The organism is Nonomuraea typhae (genome assembly GCF_009760925.1).
Taxonomy (GTDB): domain Bacteria; phylum Actinomycetota; class Actinomycetes; order Streptosporangiales; family Streptosporangiaceae; genus Nonomuraea; species Nonomuraea typhae.
In genome coordinates, this window is record NZ_VRLV01000002.1 from 956,412 (window position 1) to 979,332 (window position 22,921).

Here is a 22,921-nt window from a genome sequence, read left to right on the forward strand (position 1 = left end):
CCGCCCGACAGCGAGTCCTCAGCCCCCGTGCATCCAGACCCGAACCCACCAGGCCCCCTGTCATCCGCCTCCCACCACCAGAGCACCGACCCGGCCGCGCTGCTGGCCGCCGCCGAGGCCGCGGTCTCCCGATCCGTGGTCGACCCCGAGCAGGCGCTGGCCGCCGGCCGCCTCGTGCTGGTCTCGGCCCAGCACGCCGGCGCGATGGAGGCCGTCGTCGTCGCCCTGCGCGCCATGGGCCTGTCCGCCCGTGAGCTCGGCGACCTTCAGGCGGCCGAGCACCACCTGCGCAAGGCCATCGCCACCCCCGGCGCGCCGGCGCAGCGGATCGCGCAGGCCAGGCTCTCCCTCGTCACCGTCAGGACCGAACGCGGCCATCCCCTCCAGGCACTGCGCGTGGCCGCCCTGGCCTGGGCCTACCTGAGCCCGCTCGACCGGGCCAAGCTCGACACCCAGCGGGCCGTCGCCCTGGCCCACCTCGGCCGCTACCAAGAGGCCATCGCCGCCTGCGACCGCTCCCTCGAAACGCTGGCCGGCGCCCCCGGCACCATCGACGACCGCAGGTTCCTGGCCGGAGGGCTGCTCAACCGCGGCCTCGTGCGCGCCTACCGCGGCGACTGGCATCGCGCCACCGAGGACATCTCCGCGTGCCTGGAGATCTCGCGCGCCGCCGGGCTGGCCCACCTGTCCCGCCTGGCCGCCGCCAACCTGCCCTTCCTCGCGGTACGGCGAGGCGACCTGGCCGCCGCGTTCGTCCACTACCGGGCGGCCGAGGACACCCTGTTCGGGTTCCCGGAACGCCTGGCCACGATGCGGGCCGACTTCGCCGGCGCCCTGCTCGCCGCCCACCTGCCCGGGGAGGCCAGGGCGCTGCTGAGCCTCGCCGTACCCGATCTCGAAGCGGCCGGGGCGATGGCCGCGCTGGCCGAGGCCCGGCTGAAGCTGGCGCAGGTGGAACTGCTGACCGGTGACCCGCGCCGGGCGGTGGAGGTGGCCGAGCGCGCCGAGCGGGAGCTGGCGGCGCAGGATCGCGAGACGTGGCTGCCGCTGGCCAGGGAGGTGCGGTTGCGGGCTGCGCTGGCGATCGGGCCGGTCAACGCCGCACTGGTGCGTGAGCTGATCGGCTGCGCCGACGACCTGGAGAACGGCCCGGCGTGCGCCGCGGCGGCGGCGTCGCTGCGGCTGACGGCGGCGGAGGCGGCGTTGTCGATCGACTGCCATCCGACCGCCTCGAAGCTGCTCAGCCGGCTGACGGCGGCCAGCAGGAAGGTGCCGCCGCCGGCGGGCATCCCGCTGGCCTCCAAGGCGCAGGCCGCCCACCTGGCCCAGACCTCGGCCACGCCCCCGCTCATCCGACAGCACGCGATGGCCCTGGAGGCGGCGTTGCAGGAGGACCAGACGGGCGCGTTCCGCGCGGTCCGCGACGGGCTGGCCGAGCTGGGCCAGCAGGTCGAACCGCTCGACGACCCCGCGCTGCGCGCCCACGCCGCCCGCGCGGGCGAGCGGCTGGCCGCCTTCGGGCTCTCGCTGGCGGTGCGCGGCGGGCGGGCGGAGGAGGTGTTCGAGTGGAGCGAGCACTGGCGTTCGGTGACCGGCCGGATTCAGTCCTCCCCGGTACGGCCCGGCGCATCCGAGCCGTGGGCCGATGAGGCTCCGGGGTTGCTGGAGCAGCGGGTCCGGGCCGCGCTCGGCGCGACGGCGCTGGTGGAGTTCGTGATCGATCGCGGCAGCCTGCTGGCCGTGGTGCTGACCGCCGGCCGGGTCCGGGTGCGGCGGATGTGCGAGGTGTCCACGCTGGGCGAGGCGGTCGTGCGGCTGCGGTACGCCATGCGGCGGGCGGCGCTCGGCGACTGCCCGGGCGCCGGCGGGGAGGTCGCGCTGTGCGGGAGTGACCTGGACCGGATGTTGTTCCTGCCGCTGGCCGCCTGGATCGGCGATCGGCCGCTGGTCGTGATCCCGTCGGGTCCCCTGCACACGCTGCCCTGGTCGGCGCTGCCGTACCTGAGGGAGCGGCCGGTGACGGTGGCGGCGGGGGCGCTGGCGTGGCTGCGAGCCCGCGCGGTCATGGGCGCCGCGATGCCGGTGGTGGCCGCCGCGTCGGGGCCCGATCTGGAGTGCGCGCCGGAGGAGGTACGGCAGGTGCTGGCCTGCCATCCGGGGGCGCGGGAGGTCGAGGGGCGGGTGGCGCCGGTGCTGAAGGCGCTGGGCGAGGTGGACGTCCTCCATCTGGCCGCGCACGGGGTGTTCCACTCGCGCAGCCCGCTGCTGTCGGGGATCACGCTGGCCGACGGGCCGCTGATGGCCTACGACCTGCTGGGCGTGCCGCGGCCGGCACGGCTGGTGGTGTTGTCGGCCTGTGACGCCGGGATGTCGCGGGTGCCGTGCGAAGGCGCGCCGCTCGGGCTGGCGGGCACGTTCCTCGCGCAGGGCACGGCCTGCGTGGTGGCCGGGATGGTGCCGGTGCGCGATGAGGAGGCCGCGGCGCTGATGTCCTGTTTCCACGCGTTGCTGGCCATCGGGCACAGTCCGGCCCGGGCGCTGGCCGAGGCCACCGCCAAGACCGGAGTGCTGGGCTTCGCCTGCTTCGGGGCCGGCGATCATCCCCTCGGCGAGCCGGTGGCCACCGGGCGCGAGGGGTCGGCCACCCAGTTGGACCAGGAGCCGACGTAGAGGGCGGCGGGGAATCCGGCCAGTTCCAGGGCGAGCACCTCGTGGGCGGCGGTGACGCCGGAGCCGCAGTAGGCGCCGGTGGGCACCCCGTCGGCCACGCCCAGCGCGGTGAAGCGCTCCCGCAGGCCGGTGGCCGGGTGGAAGCGGCCGTCCTGGCCGACGTTCTCGGTGGTGGGCGCGCTGACCGCCCCCGGCACATGGCCGGCGACCGGGTCGACGGGCTCGGTCTCGCCGCGGTAGCGCTCGCCGGAGCGGGCGTCGAGCAGGACGCCGGCGGTGGCCAGGGCGGCCGCCTCGTCGGCGTCGAGCACCGGCATGCCGCCCGGGACGGCGGTGAAGTCGCCGGGGGTGACGACGGGCTCGTCCTTGACGACGGGCAGGCCCAGGGCCGACCAGGCAGGCAGCCCGCCGTCGAGCACCTTGACCTCGTGGTGGCCGTAGTAGCGCAGCGTCCACCAGGCGCGGGCGGCGATCGTGGCGCCGGCGTCGTCGTAGACCACGACGGTCCTGCCGCGGCTGACGCCCAGCCGGCGCATCGCCGCCTGGAAGTGCTCGGCCGTGGGCAGCGGGTGGCGGCCCGCGGCGCCGGGCGTGGCGGCGAGGTCGGCGTCCAGGTCGCAGAAGATCGCGCCGGGCAGGTGGCCCTCGCGATAGCGGTCGATGCCGGGCGGCCCGCTGATCCCGCCGCGCACGTCCAGCAGGGTCACGGTGCCGCCGAGCTCGGCCAGCTCGGCCGGGGTGATGAGCGGGCTCATCTGCTGGTTACCTCCAGAAGGGGAACGAGTTGCTCTGCCGTGGTCAGCGAGCCGTGGTAACCGGTGAAGGTCGCCTCCAGCTTGTGCGCGGTGTGGACGAGCGCCAGATCGGTGTACGGCACGGCCACCACATCACCGATGCGGGCAAGCCACTCCTTCTTGACCTTCGGCCCGAACCAGCCGGCGTCGACGGCGTCCTGCCTGGACACCACCCATGCCCGCCCGGCAAGGGTCTCACGCCACGCCTCCAGGACCGCCTCCGCCGCACCCGGTTCCGCGTAGACGTGCCGGGCCCGGGATTCTCCGCCGAGCATGGCCACGCCCGCGGTCAGCTCCGGCAGCTGGTCGGCCTCGATCTTCTCGCCCGCGTTGACCATGCCGTGGTCGGCCGTCACGTAGAGCGCGCCGCCCGGGGGCAGCGCGGCGGCCAGGCGTTCGGCCATCTGGTCGACGACGGCGAGCTGGCCGAGCCATTCCGGGCTGCCCCAGCCGGTGAGGTGTCCCATGGCGTCCAGGTCGGCGTAGTAGACGGTGACGTAGGAGCGGGGCTCGGCCAGCGCGGCCGCGGCCGCCTCGATCCGCTCGTCGACGGTGTCGGCCCCGAGGTAGCGCTTGCCGCGGTAGACGGCCTCGGTCAGTCCCGAGCCCTCGTACTGCCGGGGCGCCACGTAGCTGCACGTGACGCCGGCGGTGGCGGCCCGCTGGTAGACCGTGTCCGCCGGTTGCCAGGCCAGCGGGTCCATGACCTGCTCGCCGGGGAGCGTCCAGCGCAGGCAGTTGAAGAGGTGGCCGGCTCCGGGCACGGCCAGCATCAGGCCGAGCATGCCGTGCTCGCCCGGGGTCAGGCCCGTGCCCAGGGAGGTCAGGCTGGTGACCGTGGTGGCGGGGAACCCGGCCGTCAGCACCCTGCGGGTGGCGGCGGACAGGAACGGCGCGGCCTCGGGGTGCGCGGCGAGCAGCTCGGCGCCCAGGCCGTCGACGAGGAACAGGCAGACGCTGCGGGCCGGCTCCAGGCCGAGCACGTTGCCGTCGCCCACGCCGAGCGCGGCCAGCAGCGATGGCGGCAGATCCGGCAATGATGATCCGCCATACCCGGGCACTGTTGGCCCAGTCTCCAGATTCATCCCCAGATCCTAGTAACTGCCGCTATTTCATCTTTATTGCGGTAGGGCCGGGTTAATCAGGAAGCGGCGCGGGCGGTGGCCTCGGAAAGGGATTTGGCGAAGGCGAGAACGTGGGTGACCGCCTCGGGGCCGTCGGCGGCTTCGCTGACGCGCAGGGAGAGGTCGTCGGCGGTGATGGCGCCGGTGTAGCCGTGGTCGGCGTCGCAGTTCTCGTCGCCGCAGGTGGCGGGTTCGAGGTCCACGTGGGAGATCGCGCCCCAGCCGATGGTCAGCGTGACCTCGGTCGGGGGCACGCCGGGGGCGTAGGTGGCCGGGTCGGGGACCACGCGGGTGACCGCGACGGACTGCACGCGGCTCAGGCGGACGGCTTCCGTGGTGGTGGAGGCGTGGGAGGCGGAGACGCCCTCGACCGCCGGGTGCTCGTCGGTGTGGCACACCAGCAGCCGCGAGGCCGACAGCACCAGGACGGTGACGTGCCGGCGCACCTCCATCGCGGGGTCGAACGTGGCCTCATGGTGGACCACGAAGGCGGTCACGGCCTCCTTGCCCAGCGCGGATTCGACCGCATCCGTGACGAGGTCGGGGTAGTAGCCGCTGCGCTCGATCGCTTCGCGCAGACCCGCGGCTGAGACTCGGGTTTCCCTCATGGGTCCATCCTGCCAGGGCTCGGCAATGCTCTCACCCACCGGACAGACCACCTTATACCACGCCCAAAGCCAATATTTCCGGACATGAGGCTTGGGGAGTGGCCTGAATGGTTATGCCCGCTCGCATTCCGGACAACGACCCTGTCTTTTCTCTGCCTTGACGCACAGAGCCCGGGTCGCACGGACCCTGAGCGCACGGGGCCTGATCATCCAGGCTCTATCGCACCGGCTTCCGGCCTGCTCAGGCCAGGCGCCTCGGGCCGCCGTCCTGGCGCGGCCCCGGAGGCGTCCTGAGCACCGCCCTGGCCGCCAGCACGATCACCTCGAACTCCCCCACCAGCACCTGATCCAGGTCCAGCCGGGCCACCTCCGGCAGGTCGTGCGCCAGGCGGCCCACCCTGACCAGCAGGCGCTCCAGCGCCTCGACGGCCACGGGCGGGTAACCGTACTCGCCGAACAGCAGCGGCGCGGCGCGGACCGAGCGGACGAGCCCCGCGGCGTCCTCCGGGGTCAGCGGCGCCAGCCGGAAGCCCTCGTCCTCCAGCAGCCGGGCGGTGACCTCGCCGAGCCCGAAGGAGACGACCGGGCCGAACGCCGGGTCCTCGGTCACCCCCACCACCGTGGGCACCGCCGGCTGGGGAACCATGTGCTGGACGGCCAGCTCCACGTCCTCGCCGTACTGCCCGGCCAGCTCGGTGAAGGCGGCCCGGACGGCCTCCGGCGTGCCCAGGCCGAGGCGGACGGTGCCGGCCCGGCGGGCCGCCTCCGCCCCGGTGACCTTCACCACGACGGGCCAGCCGAGCTCCTCGGCCACTTCGACCGCCTCGTCCGCGGTGCGCACCACGGGCGCGGGCCAGACGGTGATGCCGTAGCGGGCCAGCAGCTCGGTGGCGTCGATCTCCACCGGCCCGTCCTCGGCGGCGGAGACCAGCTCGCGGGCGGCCTCGGTGTCGACGTCGGCCAGCTCCGGCGGCGTCCCCGCCGGGTGGGCCAGCCAGGCGGCGTAGCGGACCACGTGGGCCAGCGCCCTGACCGCCTCCTCCGGGGCCGCGTACGAGGGGATCGAGCCGCGGGCCGGGGTCTGGCCGACGCGCAGGCCCGGATGCATGCCGAGGTGCCCCTGGAACGTGGCCAGCACCGGCTTGCCCGAGCCCTGCGCGACCTTCAGCAGCTCGGCGGCGACCCCGTCGGTGTCCCCGGGGATCGGCGGCATGTAGACGACCACGGCCGCGTCCACCTCGGCGTGGGCCAGCACGCCGGCGAGAGCCGTACCGAACTCGGCCGGAGCGGCGGCGGCGCCGAGGTTGACCGGCGGGCGGGGCTCGAGACCGGCGTCGGCGCAGGCGTGCACGGCGAGCAGGCCGAGCGCGTCGGAGTTGGTGACCAGGCCCACCCGGGGGCCCGCGGGCAGGGGCTGGTGGGCCAGGAGCTGGCCGACGTCGAAGAGCTGGATGAGGTCGTCCACCCGGATCAGCCCGGCCTGGGCGAACAACGAGCTGATGGCCGAGTCGGGCAGGCGCAGGGCGCGGGCGGAGTGGCCGGCCGGGGAGCCGCCGCTCTTGACCGCGACGATCGGCTTGCGGCGGGCGATCCGGCGGGCCAGGCGGGTGAACTTGCGCGGGTTTCCGAGGGATTCGAGGTAGAGGAGGATGACCTCGGTGCTGTCGTCCTCCTCCCAGTACTGCAGGAGGTCGTTGCCGGAGACGTCGGCGCGGTTGCCGGCCGAGACGAACGCCGAGATGCCCATGCCGCGCTGGGCGACCCGCTGGAGCAGCGCGGTGCCGAGCGCGCCCGACTGGCTGAAGAAGCCGACCCGGCCGCGGCCGGGCAGGGTGGCGGCCAGGGTCGCGTTCAGGCGGACCGCCGGGTCGGTGTTGGCGATGCCGAGGCAGTTGGGGCCGACCACGCGCAGCCCGTAGGAGCGGGCGATGCGGGCGACCTCGTCCTGGCGGGCGCGGCCGTCGGCGCCGGTCTCGCCGAAGCCGGAGGAGACCACGACCAGGCCGTGGACGCCCTTCTCGGCGCACTCCTTGACCACGTTGACGACGCTTTCGGCGGGGACGGCCACGACGGCCAGGTCCACCTCGCCGTCGATGGCGCCGACGCTCGGGTAGGCGCGCACGCCGGCGACCGCCCGCACCTCGCGGTGGACGGGGTAGACGGGGCCGGTGAAGTCGGCGGCCAGCAGGTTGCGCAGGACGGTCTGGCCGACGCCGCCGGGCTCGCGCGAGGCGCCGATGACCGCGACCGAGCCCGGGGTGAGCAGGCGCTCGATCGAGCGGGCCTCGGCGCGGTGCTCGCGCGAGGCGGTCACCTCGGCCGAGGTCTCGGTGGGCGCCAGGTCGAGCGTCATGCGGACCACGCCGTCGGCGAAGGCGCTCTGCGCGGTGTATCCGGCCTGGCGCAGGACGCCCATCATCTTCATGTTGGCGGGCAGCACGTCGGCGATGAACGTCTCGATGCCGTTCTCGCGGGCGGTGGCGGCCAGGTGCTCGAGCAGGACGGAGGCGACGCCGCGGCCCTGGTGGGCGTCCTCGACGAGGAAGGCGACCTCGCCCTCGGTGGCGCTGACCCGGTCGTAGCGGATGACGGCCACCATCTCGGTGCCGATCGTGGCGATGAGGGCGACCCGGTTGGCGTAGTCGACGTTGGTGAACCAGGTCACTTCCTTGTCGGACAGCTTGGGCCGCGGACCGAAGAAGCGGAAGTAGATGGATTCGTCGGACAGCCGCGAATAGAACGCCCGCAGGCGGTCGGCGTCCGCCGGGCGGATCGGGCGCACGTGGGCGGTGCCGCCGTCCGCCAGAACGACGTCGGCCTCCCAGTGGGCCGGATACTGTGCCTCCACAGCCCCGAGCGTAGACCTGCATCCCAGATGCCAAGACCGTTGGGCAACGCTTGTGCATCGACTGGGCACCTGTGTCCGGTCTCCGCCCCACGAGCTGGCCAAGAGCTGTTAGTTTTGCGGCGGCAGGCTTGTTGAGAAGACGCAAGGTGGTGGCCTCATGACGCGGGTCGTCGTGGTGGGCGATCTCATGACCGACGCGGTGGCGCGCGCCCGTTATGCGCTCGCCAGAGCCAGCGACACCCCGGCGATCGTGACGATGCACGGTGGTGGATCGGGGGCCAACATCGCCTCCTGGCTGGCTGTGGAGGGCGCCGAAGTGGCCTTCATCGGCCGCAGGGGAGCCGACATCACCGGCCGCAACCGCGACATGGAGCTGATGGGCTACGGCGTGGACGCCCGGCTCGTCATGGACCCGGAGCGCCCCACCGGCACGTGCGTGGTGCTGGTCACCCACAAGGGTGAGCGGACCATGCTCTCCGATCCCGGCGCCAACGCCGCCCTGTCGCCGGAGGACCTGCCCCGTGACCTGTTCACCGGGGGCAGCCACCTCCACCTGTCCGGCTACACGCTGATCAACGAGGGCTCGCGCGACGCCGGGCTGGCCGCGCTCGACATGGCCCGGCGGGGCGGCATGTCGATCTCGGTCGACTGCTCCTCCTCCGCGCCGCTGGAGCGCACCGGGGCCGAACCGTTCTTCGAGTGGACCAGCGGCGCCAAGCTGCTGTTCGCCAACGTCGACCAGGCCAGGATCCTGACCGGCACCGAGGACCCCGCCGCGGCCGTCAAGAAGCTGACCGCGTTCTTCCCGCAGGTCGTGATCAAGATGAACGCCGAGGGCGCGCTGTGGTCCGCCAACGGGCGGCCGGAGTCGGTGCGCGCGGCCGCCGAGCCGGTCGACCGGATCGTCGACGGCACCGGCGCCGGTGACGCGTTCTGCGCGGGCTTCCTCCCACCGTGGCTGTCGGGCAAGCCGCCGGCCGAGGCGCTGGCCGCGGGCAACCGCCTGGCCGCCAAGGCGATCATCCACCTGGGCGCCCGCCCCCGGCTCTGAGTCGCCGTCAGCCGGTCATGACGTGGTGGCCAGCGCGAACGGCAGCACCGCCGGGGCCCCCGCATGACGGATCAGGGCGGCCCCCAGGGTCATGGTCCAGCCGGTGTCGATGCGGTCGTCCACGAGCAGCACGGGCCCGCCGCACTGCGCGATCGCGGCGCCCAGTTCCTTGGGCATCGCCAGCGTGGCCCGGATCGCCTGAACCCGCTTGGCGCTGTTGTACTGGCTGCCCGGCGACCCCGCTCGGTACCCCAGCTCGCCCAGGTACGTCAGGCGGCCGACCTGGGCCAGCCGTTCGGCGAAACCGCGCACCAGCGCGGGCCGTGACCCGGACGGCACGCTGACCACGGCCACCGGCCGCTCGCGCCAGTCCCAGGCGGCGAGCACCTGCACGACGGCCTTGAACATCTCGTCGGTGATCACCCCGTCGCCGCCGGCGAACAGCTCGCGCAGCCGGTTGCCCCACCCGATGTCGGTCAGCCGCCCGAGCGCCCGGCCGGGTTCTGCCCCGAGTTCGGCCTTGATGCGGCCGGAGAGGTCGGCCAGGCCGGTCGGCCACTGCCTGCGCGCCTCGATCTCGACGCCGGGGCGCACCAGCCGTTGCCGTGCGGACTCGACGGCGCCGGCGGCGACCTCGGCGGAGCGGTGCCGGCCCGTGCAGTTGTCGCAGCGGCCGCACGGCGTGGCCGCGTCGTCGTCGAGGAGCCTGCGGAGGTATTCCTCGCGGCACTCGGTGGTGCTCTGGTAGGTGAGCATGGCCTCCTGCTCGGCCCGGCGCTCGGCGGCGATGCGGGCGTAGCGTTCGGCGTCGTATTCCCAGGGCCGCCCGGTGGCCTCCCAGCCGCCCTTGACCCGCCGGACGGCCCCGTCGACGTCGAGGACCTTCAGCATCATCTCCAGGCGGCCGCGGCTGAGGTCGACCCGGCTCTCCAGCGCGGGCGTGGACAGGACGCCGCCCTCCTCCAGCGCGGCCAGGGTGGCACGCACCTGCGGCTCGGGCGGGAAGGCCAGGGAGGAGAAATAGGCCCAGATGTCGCGGTCCTCGGTGCCCGGCAGCAGGATGACCTCGGCCCGCTCGACCCCGCGCCCGGCCCGGCCGACCTGCTGGTAGTAGGCGACGGGCGACTGCGGTGCGCCCACGTGGATGACGAAGCCGAGGTCGGGCTTGTCGAAGCCCATGCCGAGCGCGCTCGTGGCGACCAGCGCCTTGATCTTGTTGGTGAGCAGCGCCTCCTCGGCCGCCAGCCGTTCGGCCGGGTCGGTCTGGCCGGAGTAGGCGGCCACCTCGTGACCCTGCTCGCGCAGGTGGCCGGCGATCTCGTGGGCGGCGGCGACGGTGAGGGTGTAGACGATGCCGGAGCCGGGCAGCTCGTGCAGCGTCTGGGCCAGCCAGGCCAGCCGTTGCTCGGCGGTGGGCAGCTTGACCACGCCGAGGTGCAGGCTCTCACGCTCCAGCGGGCCGCGGAGCACCAGCGTGTCCCCGCCCATCTGCTCGGCGACGTCGCGGGTGACCCGGGCGTTGGCGGTCGCGGTCGTGGCCAGGACCGGGATGCCCGGCGGCAGTTCCTCGAACAGCGTGGCCAGCCGCCGGTAGTCGGGCCGGAAGTCGTGCCCCCAGTCGGAGATGCAGTGGGCCTCGTCGACGACCACGAGCCCGGCGCTCTCGGCCAGCTCGGGCAGGACGTTGTCGCGGAAGTCGGGGTTGTTGAGCCGCTCGGGGCTGACCAGCAGCACGTCGACCATGCCGTCGGCGACCTGCTCGTAGATCCGGTCCCAGTCCTCCGGGTTGGCGGAGTTGATGGTGACGGCCCTGATCCCGGCCCGCTCGGCGGCGGCGATCTGGTTGCGCATGAGCGCCAGCAGCGGTGAGACGATGACCGTGGGCCCCTCGTCCATGGCGCGCAGCAGCCCGGTGGCCACGAAGTAGACGGCCGACTTGCCCCAGCCGGTCCGCTGCACCACCAGCACGCGCCGCCGCTCCACGACGAGCGCCTCGATCGCGGCCCACTGGTCGTCGCGCAGCCGCGCGTGCTCCCCCGCGAGCGCCCTGAGTCTCTCCTCTGCCTCTTCGCGCAGCGCGACGGTGTCGTCAAACATGGTGTCCTTGTTATCAGCCCGCACCGACGAAAGCACAATCATCGGGTACGGCAGGCCGCCACGCTAGACCGGCGGCGGGGCGGGGCTCGGCTCGACGACCGGAGCCGGCGCCGGGCAGGCCCGCTTGCCGTTCACGAGCTGGGCCGTGGTCAGCACCGGGGCCGGGTCCGACGGGTGGGGGAAGCACACGTCGGGGTTCAGGACGCGCCGCAGCATCTTCGGCCGGTTGGTGATGACCCCGTCCACCCCGGCCAGCATCAGCCTGCGCATGGCCGGCCGCTTGTTGACCGTGTAGGCCATCACCTTGAGCCCGAGCTGGTGGGCCTGCCGTACGTAGTCGGGCGTGATCGTCCGGTGCTTGACACTCACGTAGTTCGCGTAAGCCGCGATCGCCGGCAGATCCGCCGCAGCCGGCGTGCCCAGGACCGCCCGCTCCCCTCTGGTCTGGAACGCCTTGATGAACTGCCAGTCGAAGCTCTGCACGATCGTCACCGGCGGCGCCAGCGTCATCATGGCGGCGAGGCGGGCGCCGATGTCCGGCGTCTGCACGGGCTGCTTGACCTCCAGCAGCAGGCCCGGCCCGCCTTTCATGGCCTCCAGGACCTTCTCCAGGGTCGGCACGGGCTCCCCTGCGAAGCGCGGGTCGAACCAGCTTCCGGCGTCGAGGCGGCGGATCTCCTCCAGGGTGAAGTCGCGCACCCGCCACGGGGTCCGGTCGGGGAAGACCTCCTCGACGTTGGTGGTGCGGGCCAGGGAGGCGTCGTGGATGACCACGAGCCGGTCGTCCTTGGTCAGGTGGACGTCCAGCTCGTACAGGTCGGCTCCGGCGGTCCGGGCGGCGCGGAAGGCGGCCAGGGTGTTCTCCGGCGCGACCCTGGGCGCGCCGCGGTGGGCCACGATCAGCGGGTCCGGATCAAACATGATCCCTATTCGAGCGCATCGGGCGAGCTATGTCCCGGAGGACATGCCGAAGCGATCGATAAGGGTATTCGTCCAGTTCAGAGCTCTACAGGGTGAAGTTGCCCGGTACGCACGTCGTAGATGGCGCCGCCGACGGGCAGCGGGTGCGGGAAGAACGGGGTGGTCCGGATCCGGGTGAGGTCGTGGCGCAGGGCCGCCTGCTGGTCGGGGACGGTGTGGAACTCCAGGCTGCGGGTGTCCACGCCCTGTTCCTGGGTCAGCGCGTGCACGTCGGCGTCGGTGACCTTGGACATGCCGCAGTCGGTGTGCGGCATGACCAGGACGCGTTCGACGCCCAGGAGGTAGACGGCCAGGACGAGGGTGCGCAAGACGTCGTCGGTGACGCGGGCGCCGGCGTTGCGCAGGATCTTCGCGTCGCCCGGCGCCAGGCCGAGCAGGCCGAGAGGGTCGATGCGCGAGTCCATGCAGGTCACCACCGCGAGCCCGCGGGCCGCGCGGCCGCTGAGGTCCGAGCCGGAGAACCTGGCGGCGTACTCGGCGTTGGCGGCAAGCAGGTCGTCGAACTCACTCATGAAGAGATAATCCCGCACGCCCGTTTCATCAGGATTTCCGGGGTCCAGCGACGGGCTGGACTTGGCGAACGTCCCACGATCATCGATGACTGTGCGTGATGATGTCGTTGCCCCGTGTACATGATCGAAGAAGGTTTCCGTGAGTAGGTCAGAAACGCTCGCCGCCTACCTGCGTTCGCAAGCGCGCCGCCGCCTCGACCGCGTCGAGTCCAACGACGGCGGCAGAAACGCGCGTGGCGCGCTCGCGCTGCTCGACGCCGCCGCCTACGCCGACAGCCTGCCGGACGACGACCCGCTCATCTCGATGCTCGACCGGGCGGGCTGCTTCGGCCCGCTCGGCTGCGAGGATTTCGACCCAGGTGAGGCCGGCGCCCGCCTGATCCGCGGCTGGGAGAACGGCGAGCCGCACGAGCTGCTCCTGGCCCTCCCGACTGTCGGCTGACTTCGGGGTAGAAGTATGGACATGACAGGCATAGCCACGTTCCGTACCACTGTTCTCGACTGTCCCGACCCCATCGAGCTGGCCAGGTTCTACTCCCAGCTCCTCGGCTGGCCCGTCGAGAGCGAGGACGACCCGACCTGGGTCGTGGTCACCGAGGGCGGCTCCCCTCGGCGGCTGGCCTTCCAGCTGGCCGAGGACCACCAGCCGCCGGACTGGCCGAACCCCGACAAGCCCCAGCAGCTGCACATCGACGTCACCGTGGACGACCTGGACCTGGCCGAGGACCAGGTCCTGAAGATCGGGGCGCACAAGCACGAGCACCAGCCGAGCGAGGACGGCACCTTCCGCGTCTTCCTCGACCCGGCCGGTCACCCGTTCTGCCTGTGCGTGGACGTGGACTAGCCGAGCAGTTCCACGGCCGTGGTCAGGTCGCCGGCGGCCAGCGCCTGGTCGGCCCGTGCCTGCGCGGCCGCCTCCAGCCCCGACGCCTGCGCCAGGTCCCTGGCCACCGAGACCAGCGCGTCGTCCTGGGCGTAGGTGTCGCTGCGCGAGCGCTCCAGCAGCGCCGCGGTCGCGCCGAGCGCCCGCAGCACCACCCGGGCCGCGCGCACCGAGCCGTCGACGTTCCAGTGCCGTCCGGCCAGCGCGGGCTCGAGAGCGGCCGCCGCCGCCCTGGACCACCCGTCACCCCTGCCCAGCTGCGCACGCACGTCCTCCAGCCGGGTGCGCGCCCGGTCGGTGCGCAGGCCCCAGCCGTAGGGGAACAACGGCCGATAGACGGGGTCACCCACGTTGATCGGCACCTGCGCCATCGAGGCCGGCCAGGTGAAGGGCAGCCTTCCCGTGTACGGCACGGCCCCGAACATCGGGTCGGAGACCCCGGCCCCCTCGGTCCCCGGCAGCCAGGCGGCGACCACGGCCGCGACGCCCGACAGGTCCCCGAGCATCATGGGCCGCCCGGAGACCACGACGACGACGCAGCGCATCGCGCCGCAGACGGCGTCCACCGCCGCCCGGTCGGCCGCCGACAGCTCCAGCGTGCGCCCCTGCCGCCCGACGTCGCCCCAGCCCTCGGCGTACGGCTTCTCGCCCACGACCACGATGCCGGCGTCGTGCCCGGCGGTCGGCGCGGAGGCGTCGGCCGAGTAGGTGACGTTCGCGGCCCGCTGCCGGATCCCGGCCAGGATCGTGGTGCCCGGCGTGATCGGCCCGGAGGAGCCCTGCCAGGTGATCGTCCAGCCGCCCGACTGGCTGCCGACGTCGTCGGCGTTCGACCCGGCCACGTACACCTTGGCCGTGGCGGGCAGCGGCAGCAGGCCGCCCGCGTTCTTCAGCAGCACCTGCGACTTGGCCGCCGCCGTACGGGCCACCGCGCGGTGTGCGGGCGAGCCGACGGCGGGCAGCCCCGACCGGTCGGCGAAGGGCCGCTCGAACAGCCCGAGCCGGAACTTCTGCGTGAGGATGCGCCGCACCGCGTCGTCCACGCGCGCCATGGTCACCCGGCCCGCGGCCACCTCGGCGGTGAGCGCGGCGACGAACTGCGGATACTGGTGCGGCACCATGATCATGTCGAGCCCGGCGTTGACCGAGGTGCGCACGTCGGACGGGTAGTCCCCGGGAATCTGGTCGATCGCCGCCCAGTCGCTGATCACGAAGCCCTTGAAGCCCATCCGGCCTTTGAGCGTGTCGGTGATCAGCTCCCGGTGGGCGTGCATCTTGACCGGGCCGACACTGGAGTAAGACGGCATGACGCTGCCCGCGCCCCGCCGTACCGCCTCGGCGAACGGCGCCAGGTGAAGGACCTCCAGCTCCTGCCGGGTGCCGGTGAACACGCCCTGGTCGATGGTGTAGTCGCCGGTGGTGGACGTGCCGTAGGCGGTGCCGCCGTCGGCGACGTAGTGCTTGGCCGTGGCCAGCACGCCGCGCTTCTGCAGGCCGTCCACGATCGTGGTCATCCGGCTGACCAGCGCCGGGTCCTCGCCGAACGACTCGTAGGCGCGTCCCCAGCGCTCGTCGCGGGAGACGCACAGGCACGGCGCGAAGTCCCACGGGATGCCGGTCGCCTTCATCTCCTTCGCGGTGATCTCCCCGGACTTCTCCACCAGGGCCGGGTCACGCGTGGCGCCCATGCCCGCGTTGTGCGGGAAGATCGTGGCGCCGACCACGTTGTTGTGCCCGTGGACCGCGTCCACGCCGTAGATCAGCGGGATCTGCAGCCGTGTCTGCCGCGCGCGCAGCTGGAACCCGTCCACCATGTCCGCCCAGGCCCGCGGCGTGTTCGTGGCCGGAGTGGACCCGCCGCCCGACAGCAGCGAGCCGAGCAGGTAGGCGGCGATGTCGTCCTGCTTGCCCAGCGCCCCGCGCTCGGCCTGCGTCATCTGCCCGACCTTCTCCGCGAGCGTCATCCGGCCCATCAGGTCGCCGACGCGCTCCTGCGTCCCGCGCTTCCGGTCGAGGTACGGCAGGCCGTGCGCGTTGACCACGATCGCGGGCTCGTCGGCGGGCGGCCGGACGCCGTCGCCCGACAGCAGGACCGGGATCGTCTCGGCCGTCTCGGCCTCCCGGTCCGCCAGGGTCCGCACGGTGAACTCCCGGGTGGCGCCCGAGGCCGTGCCCGCGGGGAAGGTCAGCACCCCTTCGGCCGGCGTGTAGTCGCGGCCGGGGGTGGCGGTCCCGGCGCCGGTCTTGTAGGCGACGTCGGCGGGGACGGGCAGGGGTTTGCCGTCCGCGGTGGTGACCGTGACCTTGACCCTGGCGCTGCCCTTCTCGTCCACCGGGTAGACCGGGGCGTCGGTGCTCAGCCGCACCGGTCTCGGGGGCGCCGTGCCGTACACCTGGACCTCGTCGAAGACGAGCGTGCCCGAGGCGGTGGGGAAACGCATGGCATATCCCCACATCGCGACCAGGTCCAGCTCTCCGTCCGTGGGTGCGCCGCCCGGCTGGTAGTCGCCGCGGCGGACGAAGTCCGCGAACGCCACCTGAACCTGACGCCAGCCCGCGACGTCGTCGGTGAAGGCGGCCTCGAACAGCTCGGCGGAGCCCGGGCCCGCGCCGCCGTCCTTGACCTCGAAGAACACGCGCTGCCCCGAGGCGGTGCCCTTCACCCAGAACGAGAAGCCCGCGTAGGGCGCCCAGTCCTGGGCCGCCGCCAGTTCGTGGGACCAGCCGCCCCACTGGCTGACGGTGTATTCGGCGCTCATGGCCCGGTTCGTCCCTGCCGCCCCGGGCCGCTCGGGGGCCGGGAGGACGGTCAGGCGCGGCGTGGAGGCGGCGTCGTTCCCCCAGGGGATCACGCCCGGGGGGAGGGTGTCGGCTTCGAAGTCGGTGACGGTGTACGGCTCGGCCGCGGCCTGCGCGGGTGTGGCCAGGAACGCCGTGCATAACAGGGCGAGGAGCGCGAGAAAGCGCGTTCTGCGGCGGTGCGGGGTCACGTCGCCTCCAGGGAATGGGTGGAGACCCATAGTGACCCGAATCCCGGCGTCCGGCCAGAGAGCGCTCTCTGGATGGGCCCGGCGCCGGGTCCCCGCCTTTCGGCGGAGACCCGGGGCTCAGAACAGTTCGTCGGCCGCCGTGCCGTCGCCTTCCGGGGCGGCAGTGGCCGGTTCCACCGGCTCGCCCGCGCCCAGGGAGCCGCCGACGGCCCCGATCGTGTGGGTGAGGCGCACCCCGGAGCCGTCGCGCCGGCCGATCTCTTCGGGCAGCGGGATCGGCTTGCCGGTCGCCGAGACGGCCTTGGCCGGAGCGGGGCCGGCCCAGGCCAGCAGCAGCGTGTCCTCGCCCTTCAGGAAACGCTGGGCGCGGACGCCTCCGGTGGCCCGGCCCTTGGGCGGGAACTCGGCGTAGTCGGAGACCTTGCCGCCGCCCACCTGGGTGCCGGGCAGCGCGGTGGCGGACCCGGCGACGGTCACCACGTGGGCGGGCCGCGACGGGTCGATGGCGCCGAAGAACAGGGCCGTGGCGGTCCCGTCGAGCCTGATGCCGGCCATGCCGCCGGCCGGGCGGCCCTGCGGGCGGACCGACGCGGCGGAGAAGCGCAGCAGTTGCGCGTCGGTGGTGATGAAGACCAGGTCGGCCTCGTCGGAGTCGAGTTCGACGGCGCCGATGACCGCATCGCCCTCCTTGAGGGTGATGACCTCGAAGTCGTCGCGGTTGCCCGGGTACTCGGGGACGACCCGCTTGACCACGCCCTGCGCGGTGCCCAGGGCGAGGCCGGGGCTGTCGGGGTCCATCGAGCCGAGCCCGACCACGGTCTCACCCGGGTTCAGCGTGATGTACTCGGCCACCGGGTGCCCGCCCGACAGCGACGGCGGGTTCGCCGACGGCGGCAGCGTGGGCAGGTCGGCCACGGCCACGCGGACCATGCGGCCCTCCGAGGTGACCACGCCGACGTTGCCCAGCGCCGTACTTCGGACCGTGGAGACCAGCACGTCGTGGGCGGCGCGTTCACCCTCACCGGGCAGCGGCGACGCGTCGGGGGTGCGGGCCAGCAGGCCGGTGGAGGACAGCAGCACCAGGCACGGGTCGTCGGCGATCATCAGCGAGGCCGCCGGCGTGCGCGCCACCCCGGCCGACTCCAGCAGCACGGTACGGCGCGGCGTGCCGTACTTCTTGGCCACCTCGGCGAGCTCGGCCGAGACCACCTGGCGCAGCCGCTCGGGCGAGGCCAGGATCGCGCTCAGCTCCGCGATCTCCTCGCTCAGCTGGGCCTTCTCGCGGTCCAGCTCCAGCTTGTCGTAGCGGGTCAGGCGGCGCAGCGGCGTGTCGAGGATGTAGGCGGCCTGGACGTCGGTGAGGTCGAAGACCTCCATGAGCCGCTGACGCGCCTGGGCGGAGTCGTCGGAGGAGCGGATGACCTGGATGACCTCGTCGATGTTGAGCAGGGCGACGATGAGGCCGTCGACGAGGTGGAGGCGTTCCTCGCGCTTGCGGCGCCGGTATTCGGAGCGCCGCCGTACGACCTCGAGACGGTGGTCGACGTAGACCTGCAGCAGCTCGCGCAGGCCCAGGGTGCGCGGCTCGCCGTCGACGAGGGCGACGTTGTTGATGCCGAAGGTCTCCTCCATCGGCGTGAGCCGGTAGAGCTCCTCCAGCACGGCCTCGGGGACGAAACCGTTCTTGATCTCGATGACCAGGCGCAGGCCCTTGTGCCGGTCGGTGAGGTCCTTGAGGTCGGCGATGCCCTGGAGCTTCTTGCTGGTCACCAGGTCCTTGATCTTGGTGACCACGCGCTCGGGGCCGACGGCGTAGGGCAGTTCGGTGACGACGATGCCCTTGCGGCGGGGGGTGATCTGCTCGACCGTGCACTTGGCGCGCATGCGGAAGGTGCCGCGGCCGCTCTCGTAGGCGTCGCGGATGCCCTGCAGGCCGATGATCGAGCCGCCGGTGGGCAGGTCGGGGCCGGGAATGTAGCGCATGAGCTCGTCGAGCGAGGCGCCCGGCTTCTTGATGAGGTGGCGGGCCGCGGCCACGACCTCGCCGAGGTTGTGCGGCGCCATGTTGGTGGCCATGCCGACGGCGATGCCGGTGGTGCCGTTGACCAGGAGGTTGGGGAAGGCGGCCGGCATGACCGTGGGCTCGGTCTCCTGGCCGTCGTAGTTGGGCTTGAAGTCGACGGTGTCCTCGTCGAGCGACTCCACCATGAGCATCGCGGCCGGGGCGAGCCTGGCCTCGGTGTAGCGCATGGCGGCGGGCAGGTCGTCGGGCGAGCCGAAGTTGCCGTGGCCGTCGACGAGCGGCAGCCGCATGGAGAACGGCTGGGCCAGCCGGACGAGCGCGTCGTAGATGGCGGTGTCGCCGTGGGGGTGGAGCTTGCCCATGACGTCGCCGACGACGCGCGAGCACTTGACGTGCCCGCGGTCGGGACGCAGCCCCATCTCGCTCATGGAGTAGAGGATGCGGCGCTGGACCGGCTTCAGGCCGTCGCGGGCGTCGGGCAGCGCCCGCTGGTAGATCACCGAGTAGGCGTACTCGAGGAAGCTGGTGCGCATCTCGGAGGAGACGTCGATGTCGACGATCCGCTCCTCGAAGTCCTCCGGAGGCGGGGTTGTGGTGCGTCGGGCCATGTCGAACATTTTGGCGGACAGGCAGGGGTGTCCGCGACTCAATGGGCACACGAGTCTGTCTTGACCAAGCAATTGCTTGGGACATACGTTCTGGCCATGATGGAGTTTCACCCTGTGACCAAGCACATCGGCGCCGAGGTGACCGGGGTCGACCTGCGCAAGCCCCTCTCCCCCGAGGAGGTGGCCACGCTCCGCCAGGGCTGGCTGAACCACCTCGTGCTGTTCTTCCGCGACCAGCACATCGACGACGACCAGCACCTGCAGTTCGCGCTCAACTTCGGTTCGCTCAACCATCCGGCGTTCAAGAAGGACTCCGGCAGCCCCATCCACGTCCTGGACCAGACCAGCCCCAAGGGCGAGGGCGGCGACGAGTGGCACAGCGACAACACCTTCGAGCCCACGCCCCCGATGGGCTCGCTGCTGCGCTGCGTCCAGCTGCCCAGCATCGGCGGCGACACCTGCTGGGCCAACACCTACCTGGCCTACGAGTCGCTCTCGCCGTCCCTGCAGCGGCTGTGCGACGAGCTGACCGCCGAGCACGACATCACGATGTCGATGAAGAAGGCCATCTCCAAGGGGCACCCGTTCGACCTGGAGGAGATCCAGGCCAAGTGGCCGCCCCTCGTCCGGCCGGTGGTGCGGGTGCACGCCGAGACCGGCCGCAAGGCGCTGTTCGTCAACCGGGCCTCGACCACGCGCCTGATCGGGCTGACCGACCGCGAGAACGAGGCGTTGCTGCCCCTGCTCATCGACCACATCCGCTCGCCCGAGTACCAGGTGCGGCTGCGCTGGCGGCCCGGCACGCTGGCGTTCTGGGACAACCGGCCCACCCAGCACTACGCGGTGGCCGACTACACCGAGCGCCGCCGCATGCACAGGGTGACGATCAACGCCTTCCCCGAGCACCAGGACCAAGCGTAAAGAAGGGGGCCCTTTTCACGAGACCACCCTTGACTCTAGAATGAGTTAGGAAACTTTCCTAATAAGCTAGGAGTCAGGGTGAAACTCGCCGTTGTCGGGGGCGGCTCGACGTACACGCCGGAACTGATCGACGGGTTCGCCCGCCTGCGCGACGACCTGCCGATCACCGAGATCGCGCTGATCGACCCGCACGCCGAACGCGTGGGCCTGGTCGCCGGCGTCTCGCGCCGCATGCTTGCCCGCGCCGGGCATCCGGCGAAGGTCGTCGCCACGTCCTCGGTCGAGGAGGGCGTCGCCGGCGCGCAAGCCGTACTCTTCCAGCTGCGCGTCGGCGGGCAGGCCGCCCGCAACGTGGACGAGACGCTGCCGCTGCAGTGCGGCTGCGTCGGGCAGGAGACCACCGGCGCCGGCGGCCTGGCCAAGGCGCTGCGCACCGTCCCGGTCGTCCTCGACCTCGCCGAGCAGGTACGGCGGCACGCCCCGGACGCCTGGATCGTCGACTTCACCAACCCCGTGGGCATCGTCACCCGCGCCCTGCTCGACGCCGGCCACCGCGCCATCGGCCTGTGCAACGTGGCCATCGGCTTCCAGCGCACCTTCGCCCGCCACCTCGGCGTCACGCCCGAGCGCATCGGCCTCGGCCACGTCGGCCTGAACCACCTCACCTGGGAGCGCGCCGTCTACCTCGACGGCGAGGACGTCCTGCCCCGCCTCCTGGAGACCCACGGCCAGGAGATCGCCGACAACGTCGGCCTCCCCCTGGAGCTGTTCACCCGCCTCGGCGTGATCCCCTCCTACTACCTGCGCTACTTCTACGCCCACGACATCGTCGTCGCCGAGCAGCGCACCAAGCCCTCCCGCGCCGACGAGGTCGCCGCCATGGAGAGGCAGCTGCTGGAGATGTACGCCGACCCGGCCGTCGACACCAAGCCCGACCTGCTGGCCAAGCGCGGCGGCGCCTTCTACTCCGAGGCCGCCGTCGCCCTCATCGCCTCCCTGCTCGGCGACCGCGGCGACGTCCAGGTCGTCAACACCCGCAACGGCGGCGCCCTGCCGTTCCTGCCGGACGAGGCGGTCATCGAGGTCCCGGCTACGATCACCGCGACCGGCGCCGCCCCGCTGCCCATCGACCCCGTCGAGCCGCTGTACGCCGGCCTCATCGCCAACGTCTCCGCCTACGAGAGCCTCGCCCTGGAGGCGGCGCTCAAGGGCGGCGCCGGCCGCGTCCGCAACGCCCTGCTGGCCCACCCCCTCATCGGCCAGGAGGCCGTCGCCGGCGAACTGACCGATCTCCTCCTCGAGGCCAACGCCGCGCACCTGCCGTGGGTGAACCGGTGAACACCCTGCTGGCCGTGGACGGCGGCAACAGCAAGACCGACGTGCTCGTGCTCACCACCGACGGCGAGGTGCTGGCGCGCGCCAAGGGCGGCCCGTTCGTGCCGCAGAGCGCCGGCGTGCCCGCCGCCGCCGACGTCCTCGAAGACGCGGTACGGCAGGCGCTCGGCCCAGGAGCCGCCCCGCCGTACGCCGACCGGATGGCCGCCTACCTCGCCGGCGCCGACCTGCCCGACGAGGAGGAGGCGCTGGCCGCCGAGTTCGCCGCCCGCGGGTTCGCCCGCGACATCGTGGTGGGCAACGACACCTTCGCCCTCCTGCGGGCCGGCGCCTCCGGCCCGTGGGGCGTCGCCGTGGTCTGCGGGGCCGGGATCAACGCCGTCGGCGTCTCCCCCACCGGCCAGGTGGCCCGCTTCCCCGCGATCGGCCCCCTGGTCGGCGACTGGGGCGGCGGCGTCGGCCTCACCAACGAGCTCATGTGGCACGCCGCCCGCGCCGAGGACGGCCGCGGCGGCCCCACGGCTCTGGTGGAGCTGGTCACCTCGCACTTCGGCGCCCCCACCGTGGAGCAGGTCGCCCTCGACGTGTACTTCGGCCGCGTGGACGCCCTGCGGCTGCTCGAACTCACCGCCGGGCTCTTCGACGTCGCCGCCGCCGGGGACGAGATCGCCACCATGATCGTCACCAGGATGGCCGACGAGATCGTGGGCATGGCCCGGGTCTGCCTGACCCGGCTGGACCTGCTGGAGACGCCCACCGAGGTGGTGCTGGGCGGCGGGGTGCTGCGGGCACGGCACCCGCTGCTGACGGAGCTGCTGGACGCCCGCTTCGTCAAGCACGCCCCCGAGGCCAAGCCGATCGTCACCGACACCCCGCCCATCGTGGGGGCGGCGCTGCGCGGCCTGGACGCCATCGGGGCGGGCGAGGAGGCCAAGGCCAGGCTGCGCGCCCAGTTCCTCAGCGGCTCCTGAGACCGCCGGCGAGCTCGGCCAGGTGGTCCAGCGAGTTGGTGAGATGCTCGGGGCCGAACGGCGGGAACTGAAGGTACTCCCGGATGTACGGCGGCACCGCCGACCAGTCATAGGTCAGCGTGACCTCGGTCTCGGACGGACCGAGCGGCACAAGGTCGTACCGCCAGAACCAGCCGCCGAACTCCAGGTTCCCGTCGCCTTTGTCCTGCCCCGTCAGCCAGCTGATGGCGCGCGGCGGGTCGAGCACCCGGACCTTGTTGGCCACCTGGTAGTCGCCGTCCGGATGCTCGGCGTGATACATGTCCATCCGGAAGATCTGCCCCACTTCGGTGAGCGGCGCCTGGTTGACGGCTTTCTGAATCCAGCCGGTGCCGTCGATCGCGGAATGGGTCATGGGGTCGGCCAGCACCGCGAACACCTTCTCGGCGGGCGCGGCGACGGTCAGGGTGGCGCGGACGGTCTCCTGGTTCATGGCGTGGACGCTCCTTGTCAGCTCATCCGGTCA

17 protein-coding genes are annotated in these 22,921 nt (G+C 72.7%); 7 read left to right on the forward strand and 10 right to left on the reverse strand.

Features of this window, described 5'->3' with window-relative positions; translation table 11 throughout:
* The first annotated feature begins 27 nt into the window (after positions 1-27).
* The gene (locus FVE25_RS10975) at positions 28-2,670 is read left to right on the forward strand and encodes a CHAT domain-containing protein (RefSeq protein WP_157246293.1); all 2,643 of its coding nucleotides are present in this window, start codon (positions 28-30) and stop codon (positions 2,668-2,670) included.
* Here FVE25_RS10975 and FVE25_RS10980 read toward each other — a convergent pair.
* From FVE25_RS10980 to FVE25_RS10995, 4 genes are all read right to left on the reverse strand, one after another.
* Positions 2,598-3,425: a sulfurtransferase gene (locus FVE25_RS10980; RefSeq protein WP_157246294.1), complete on the reverse strand. Its 828-nt coding sequence runs from the start codon at positions 3,423-3,425 to the stop codon at positions 2,598-2,600. The two genes, FVE25_RS10975 and FVE25_RS10980, sit on opposite strands and share 73 nt — an antisense overlap.
* A complete protein-coding gene (locus FVE25_RS10985; RefSeq protein WP_343046134.1) occupies positions 3,422-4,501 on the reverse strand; it encodes an alkaline phosphatase family protein in 1,080 nt (359 codons plus the stop codon). The genes FVE25_RS10980 and FVE25_RS10985 overlap by 4 nt, the downstream gene beginning before the upstream one ends.
* 104 nt (positions 4,502-4,605) lie before the next feature.
* Positions 4,606-5,196 (reverse strand): DUF5998 family protein, encoded by a 591-nt coding sequence (locus tag FVE25_RS10990; RefSeq protein ID WP_157246296.1) that lies wholly within the window; start codon positions 5,194-5,196, stop codon positions 4,606-4,608.
* A 241-nt stretch (positions 5,197-5,437) separates the two neighbouring features.
* Entirely contained in the window at positions 5,438-8,044 is a 2,607-nt protein-coding gene (locus FVE25_RS10995; protein ID WP_157246297.1) for a bifunctional acetate--CoA ligase family protein/GNAT family N-acetyltransferase, read from the reverse strand.
* Positions 8,045-8,201: 157 nt separating this feature from the next.
* Here FVE25_RS10995 and FVE25_RS11000 point away from each other — a divergent pair, with 157 nt between their 5' ends.
* Positions 8,202-9,095 (forward strand): carbohydrate kinase family protein, encoded by an 894-nt coding sequence (locus tag FVE25_RS11000; protein ID WP_157246298.1) that lies wholly within the window; start codon positions 8,202-8,204, stop codon positions 9,093-9,095.
* Positions 9,096-9,110: 15 nt separating this feature from the next.
* Here FVE25_RS11000 and FVE25_RS11005 read toward each other — a convergent pair whose 3' ends face one another.
* From FVE25_RS11005 to FVE25_RS11015, 3 genes are all read right to left on the reverse strand, one after another.
* The gene (locus tag FVE25_RS11005) at positions 9,111-11,192 is read right to left on the reverse strand and encodes a RecQ family ATP-dependent DNA helicase (RefSeq protein WP_157246299.1); all 2,082 of its coding nucleotides are present in this window, start codon (positions 11,190-11,192) and stop codon (positions 9,111-9,113) included.
* A 63-nt stretch (positions 11,193-11,255) separates the two neighbouring features.
* The gene (locus FVE25_RS11010) at positions 11,256-12,113 is read right to left on the reverse strand and encodes a glycerophosphodiester phosphodiesterase (protein ID WP_157246300.1); all 858 of its coding nucleotides are present in this window, start codon (positions 12,111-12,113) and stop codon (positions 11,256-11,258) included.
* Between the two features lie 77 nt (positions 12,114-12,190).
* Positions 12,191-12,685 (reverse strand): beta-class carbonic anhydrase, encoded by a 495-nt coding sequence (locus FVE25_RS11015; RefSeq protein ID WP_157246301.1) that lies wholly within the window; start codon positions 12,683-12,685, stop codon positions 12,191-12,193.
* Between the two features lie 139 nt (positions 12,686-12,824).
* Here FVE25_RS11015 and FVE25_RS11020 point away from each other — a divergent pair, with 139 nt between their 5' ends.
* Together FVE25_RS11020 and FVE25_RS11025 are read left to right on the forward strand one after the other, a co-directional pair.
* On the forward strand, positions 12,825-13,127 hold the full coding sequence (locus FVE25_RS11020; RefSeq protein WP_157246302.1) for a hypothetical protein: 303 nt from the start codon (positions 12,825-12,827) through the stop codon (positions 13,125-13,127).
* Positions 13,128-13,148: 21 nt separating this feature from the next.
* On the forward strand, positions 13,149-13,529 hold the full coding sequence (locus tag FVE25_RS11025; RefSeq protein WP_157246303.1) for a VOC family protein: 381 nt from the start codon (positions 13,149-13,151) through the stop codon (positions 13,527-13,529).
* On the opposite strand, the gene FVE25_RS11030 is transcribed toward FVE25_RS11025, so the two are convergent.
* Both FVE25_RS11030 and FVE25_RS11035 read right to left on the reverse strand, forming a co-directional pair.
* Entirely contained in the window at positions 13,526-16,558 is a 3,033-nt protein-coding gene (locus tag FVE25_RS11030; RefSeq protein ID WP_246266901.1) for a glycoside hydrolase family 3 N-terminal domain-containing protein, read from the reverse strand. The genes FVE25_RS11025 and FVE25_RS11030 overlap by 4 nt on opposite strands.
* 117 nt (positions 16,559-16,675) lie before the next feature.
* Positions 16,676-19,198, reverse strand: coding sequence for a DNA gyrase/topoisomerase IV subunit A (locus FVE25_RS11035; protein WP_219825419.1), 2,523 nt, complete (start codon positions 19,196-19,198; stop codon positions 16,676-16,678).
* A gap of 87 nt (positions 19,199-19,285) precedes the next feature.
* On the opposite strand from FVE25_RS11035, the gene FVE25_RS11040 reads away from it, so the two are divergent.
* The 3 genes from FVE25_RS11040 to FVE25_RS11050 all read left to right on the forward strand — a co-directional run bounded on the left by FVE25_RS11040 (position 19,286) and on the right by FVE25_RS11050 (position 22,416).
* A complete protein-coding gene (locus FVE25_RS11040; RefSeq protein ID WP_157246306.1) occupies positions 19,286-20,110 on the forward strand; it encodes a TauD/TfdA dioxygenase family protein in 825 nt (274 codons plus the stop codon).
* Positions 20,111-20,188: 78 nt separating this feature from the next.
* Entirely contained in the window at positions 20,189-21,448 is a 1,260-nt protein-coding gene (locus FVE25_RS11045) for a 6-phospho-beta-glucosidase (RefSeq protein WP_157246307.1), read from the forward strand.
* A complete protein-coding gene (locus FVE25_RS11050; protein WP_157246308.1) occupies positions 21,445-22,416 on the forward strand; it encodes an N-acetylglucosamine kinase in 972 nt (323 codons plus the stop codon). Before FVE25_RS11045 ends, FVE25_RS11050 begins: the two co-directional genes overlap by 4 nt.
* On the opposite strand, the gene FVE25_RS11055 is transcribed toward FVE25_RS11050, so the two are convergent.
* Positions 22,403-22,888: an SRPBCC family protein gene (locus FVE25_RS11055; RefSeq protein WP_157246309.1), complete on the reverse strand. Its 486-nt coding sequence runs from the start codon at positions 22,886-22,888 to the stop codon at positions 22,403-22,405. The two genes, FVE25_RS11050 and FVE25_RS11055, sit on opposite strands and share 14 nt — an antisense overlap.
* Between the last annotated feature and the right edge of the window lie 33 nt (positions 22,889-22,921).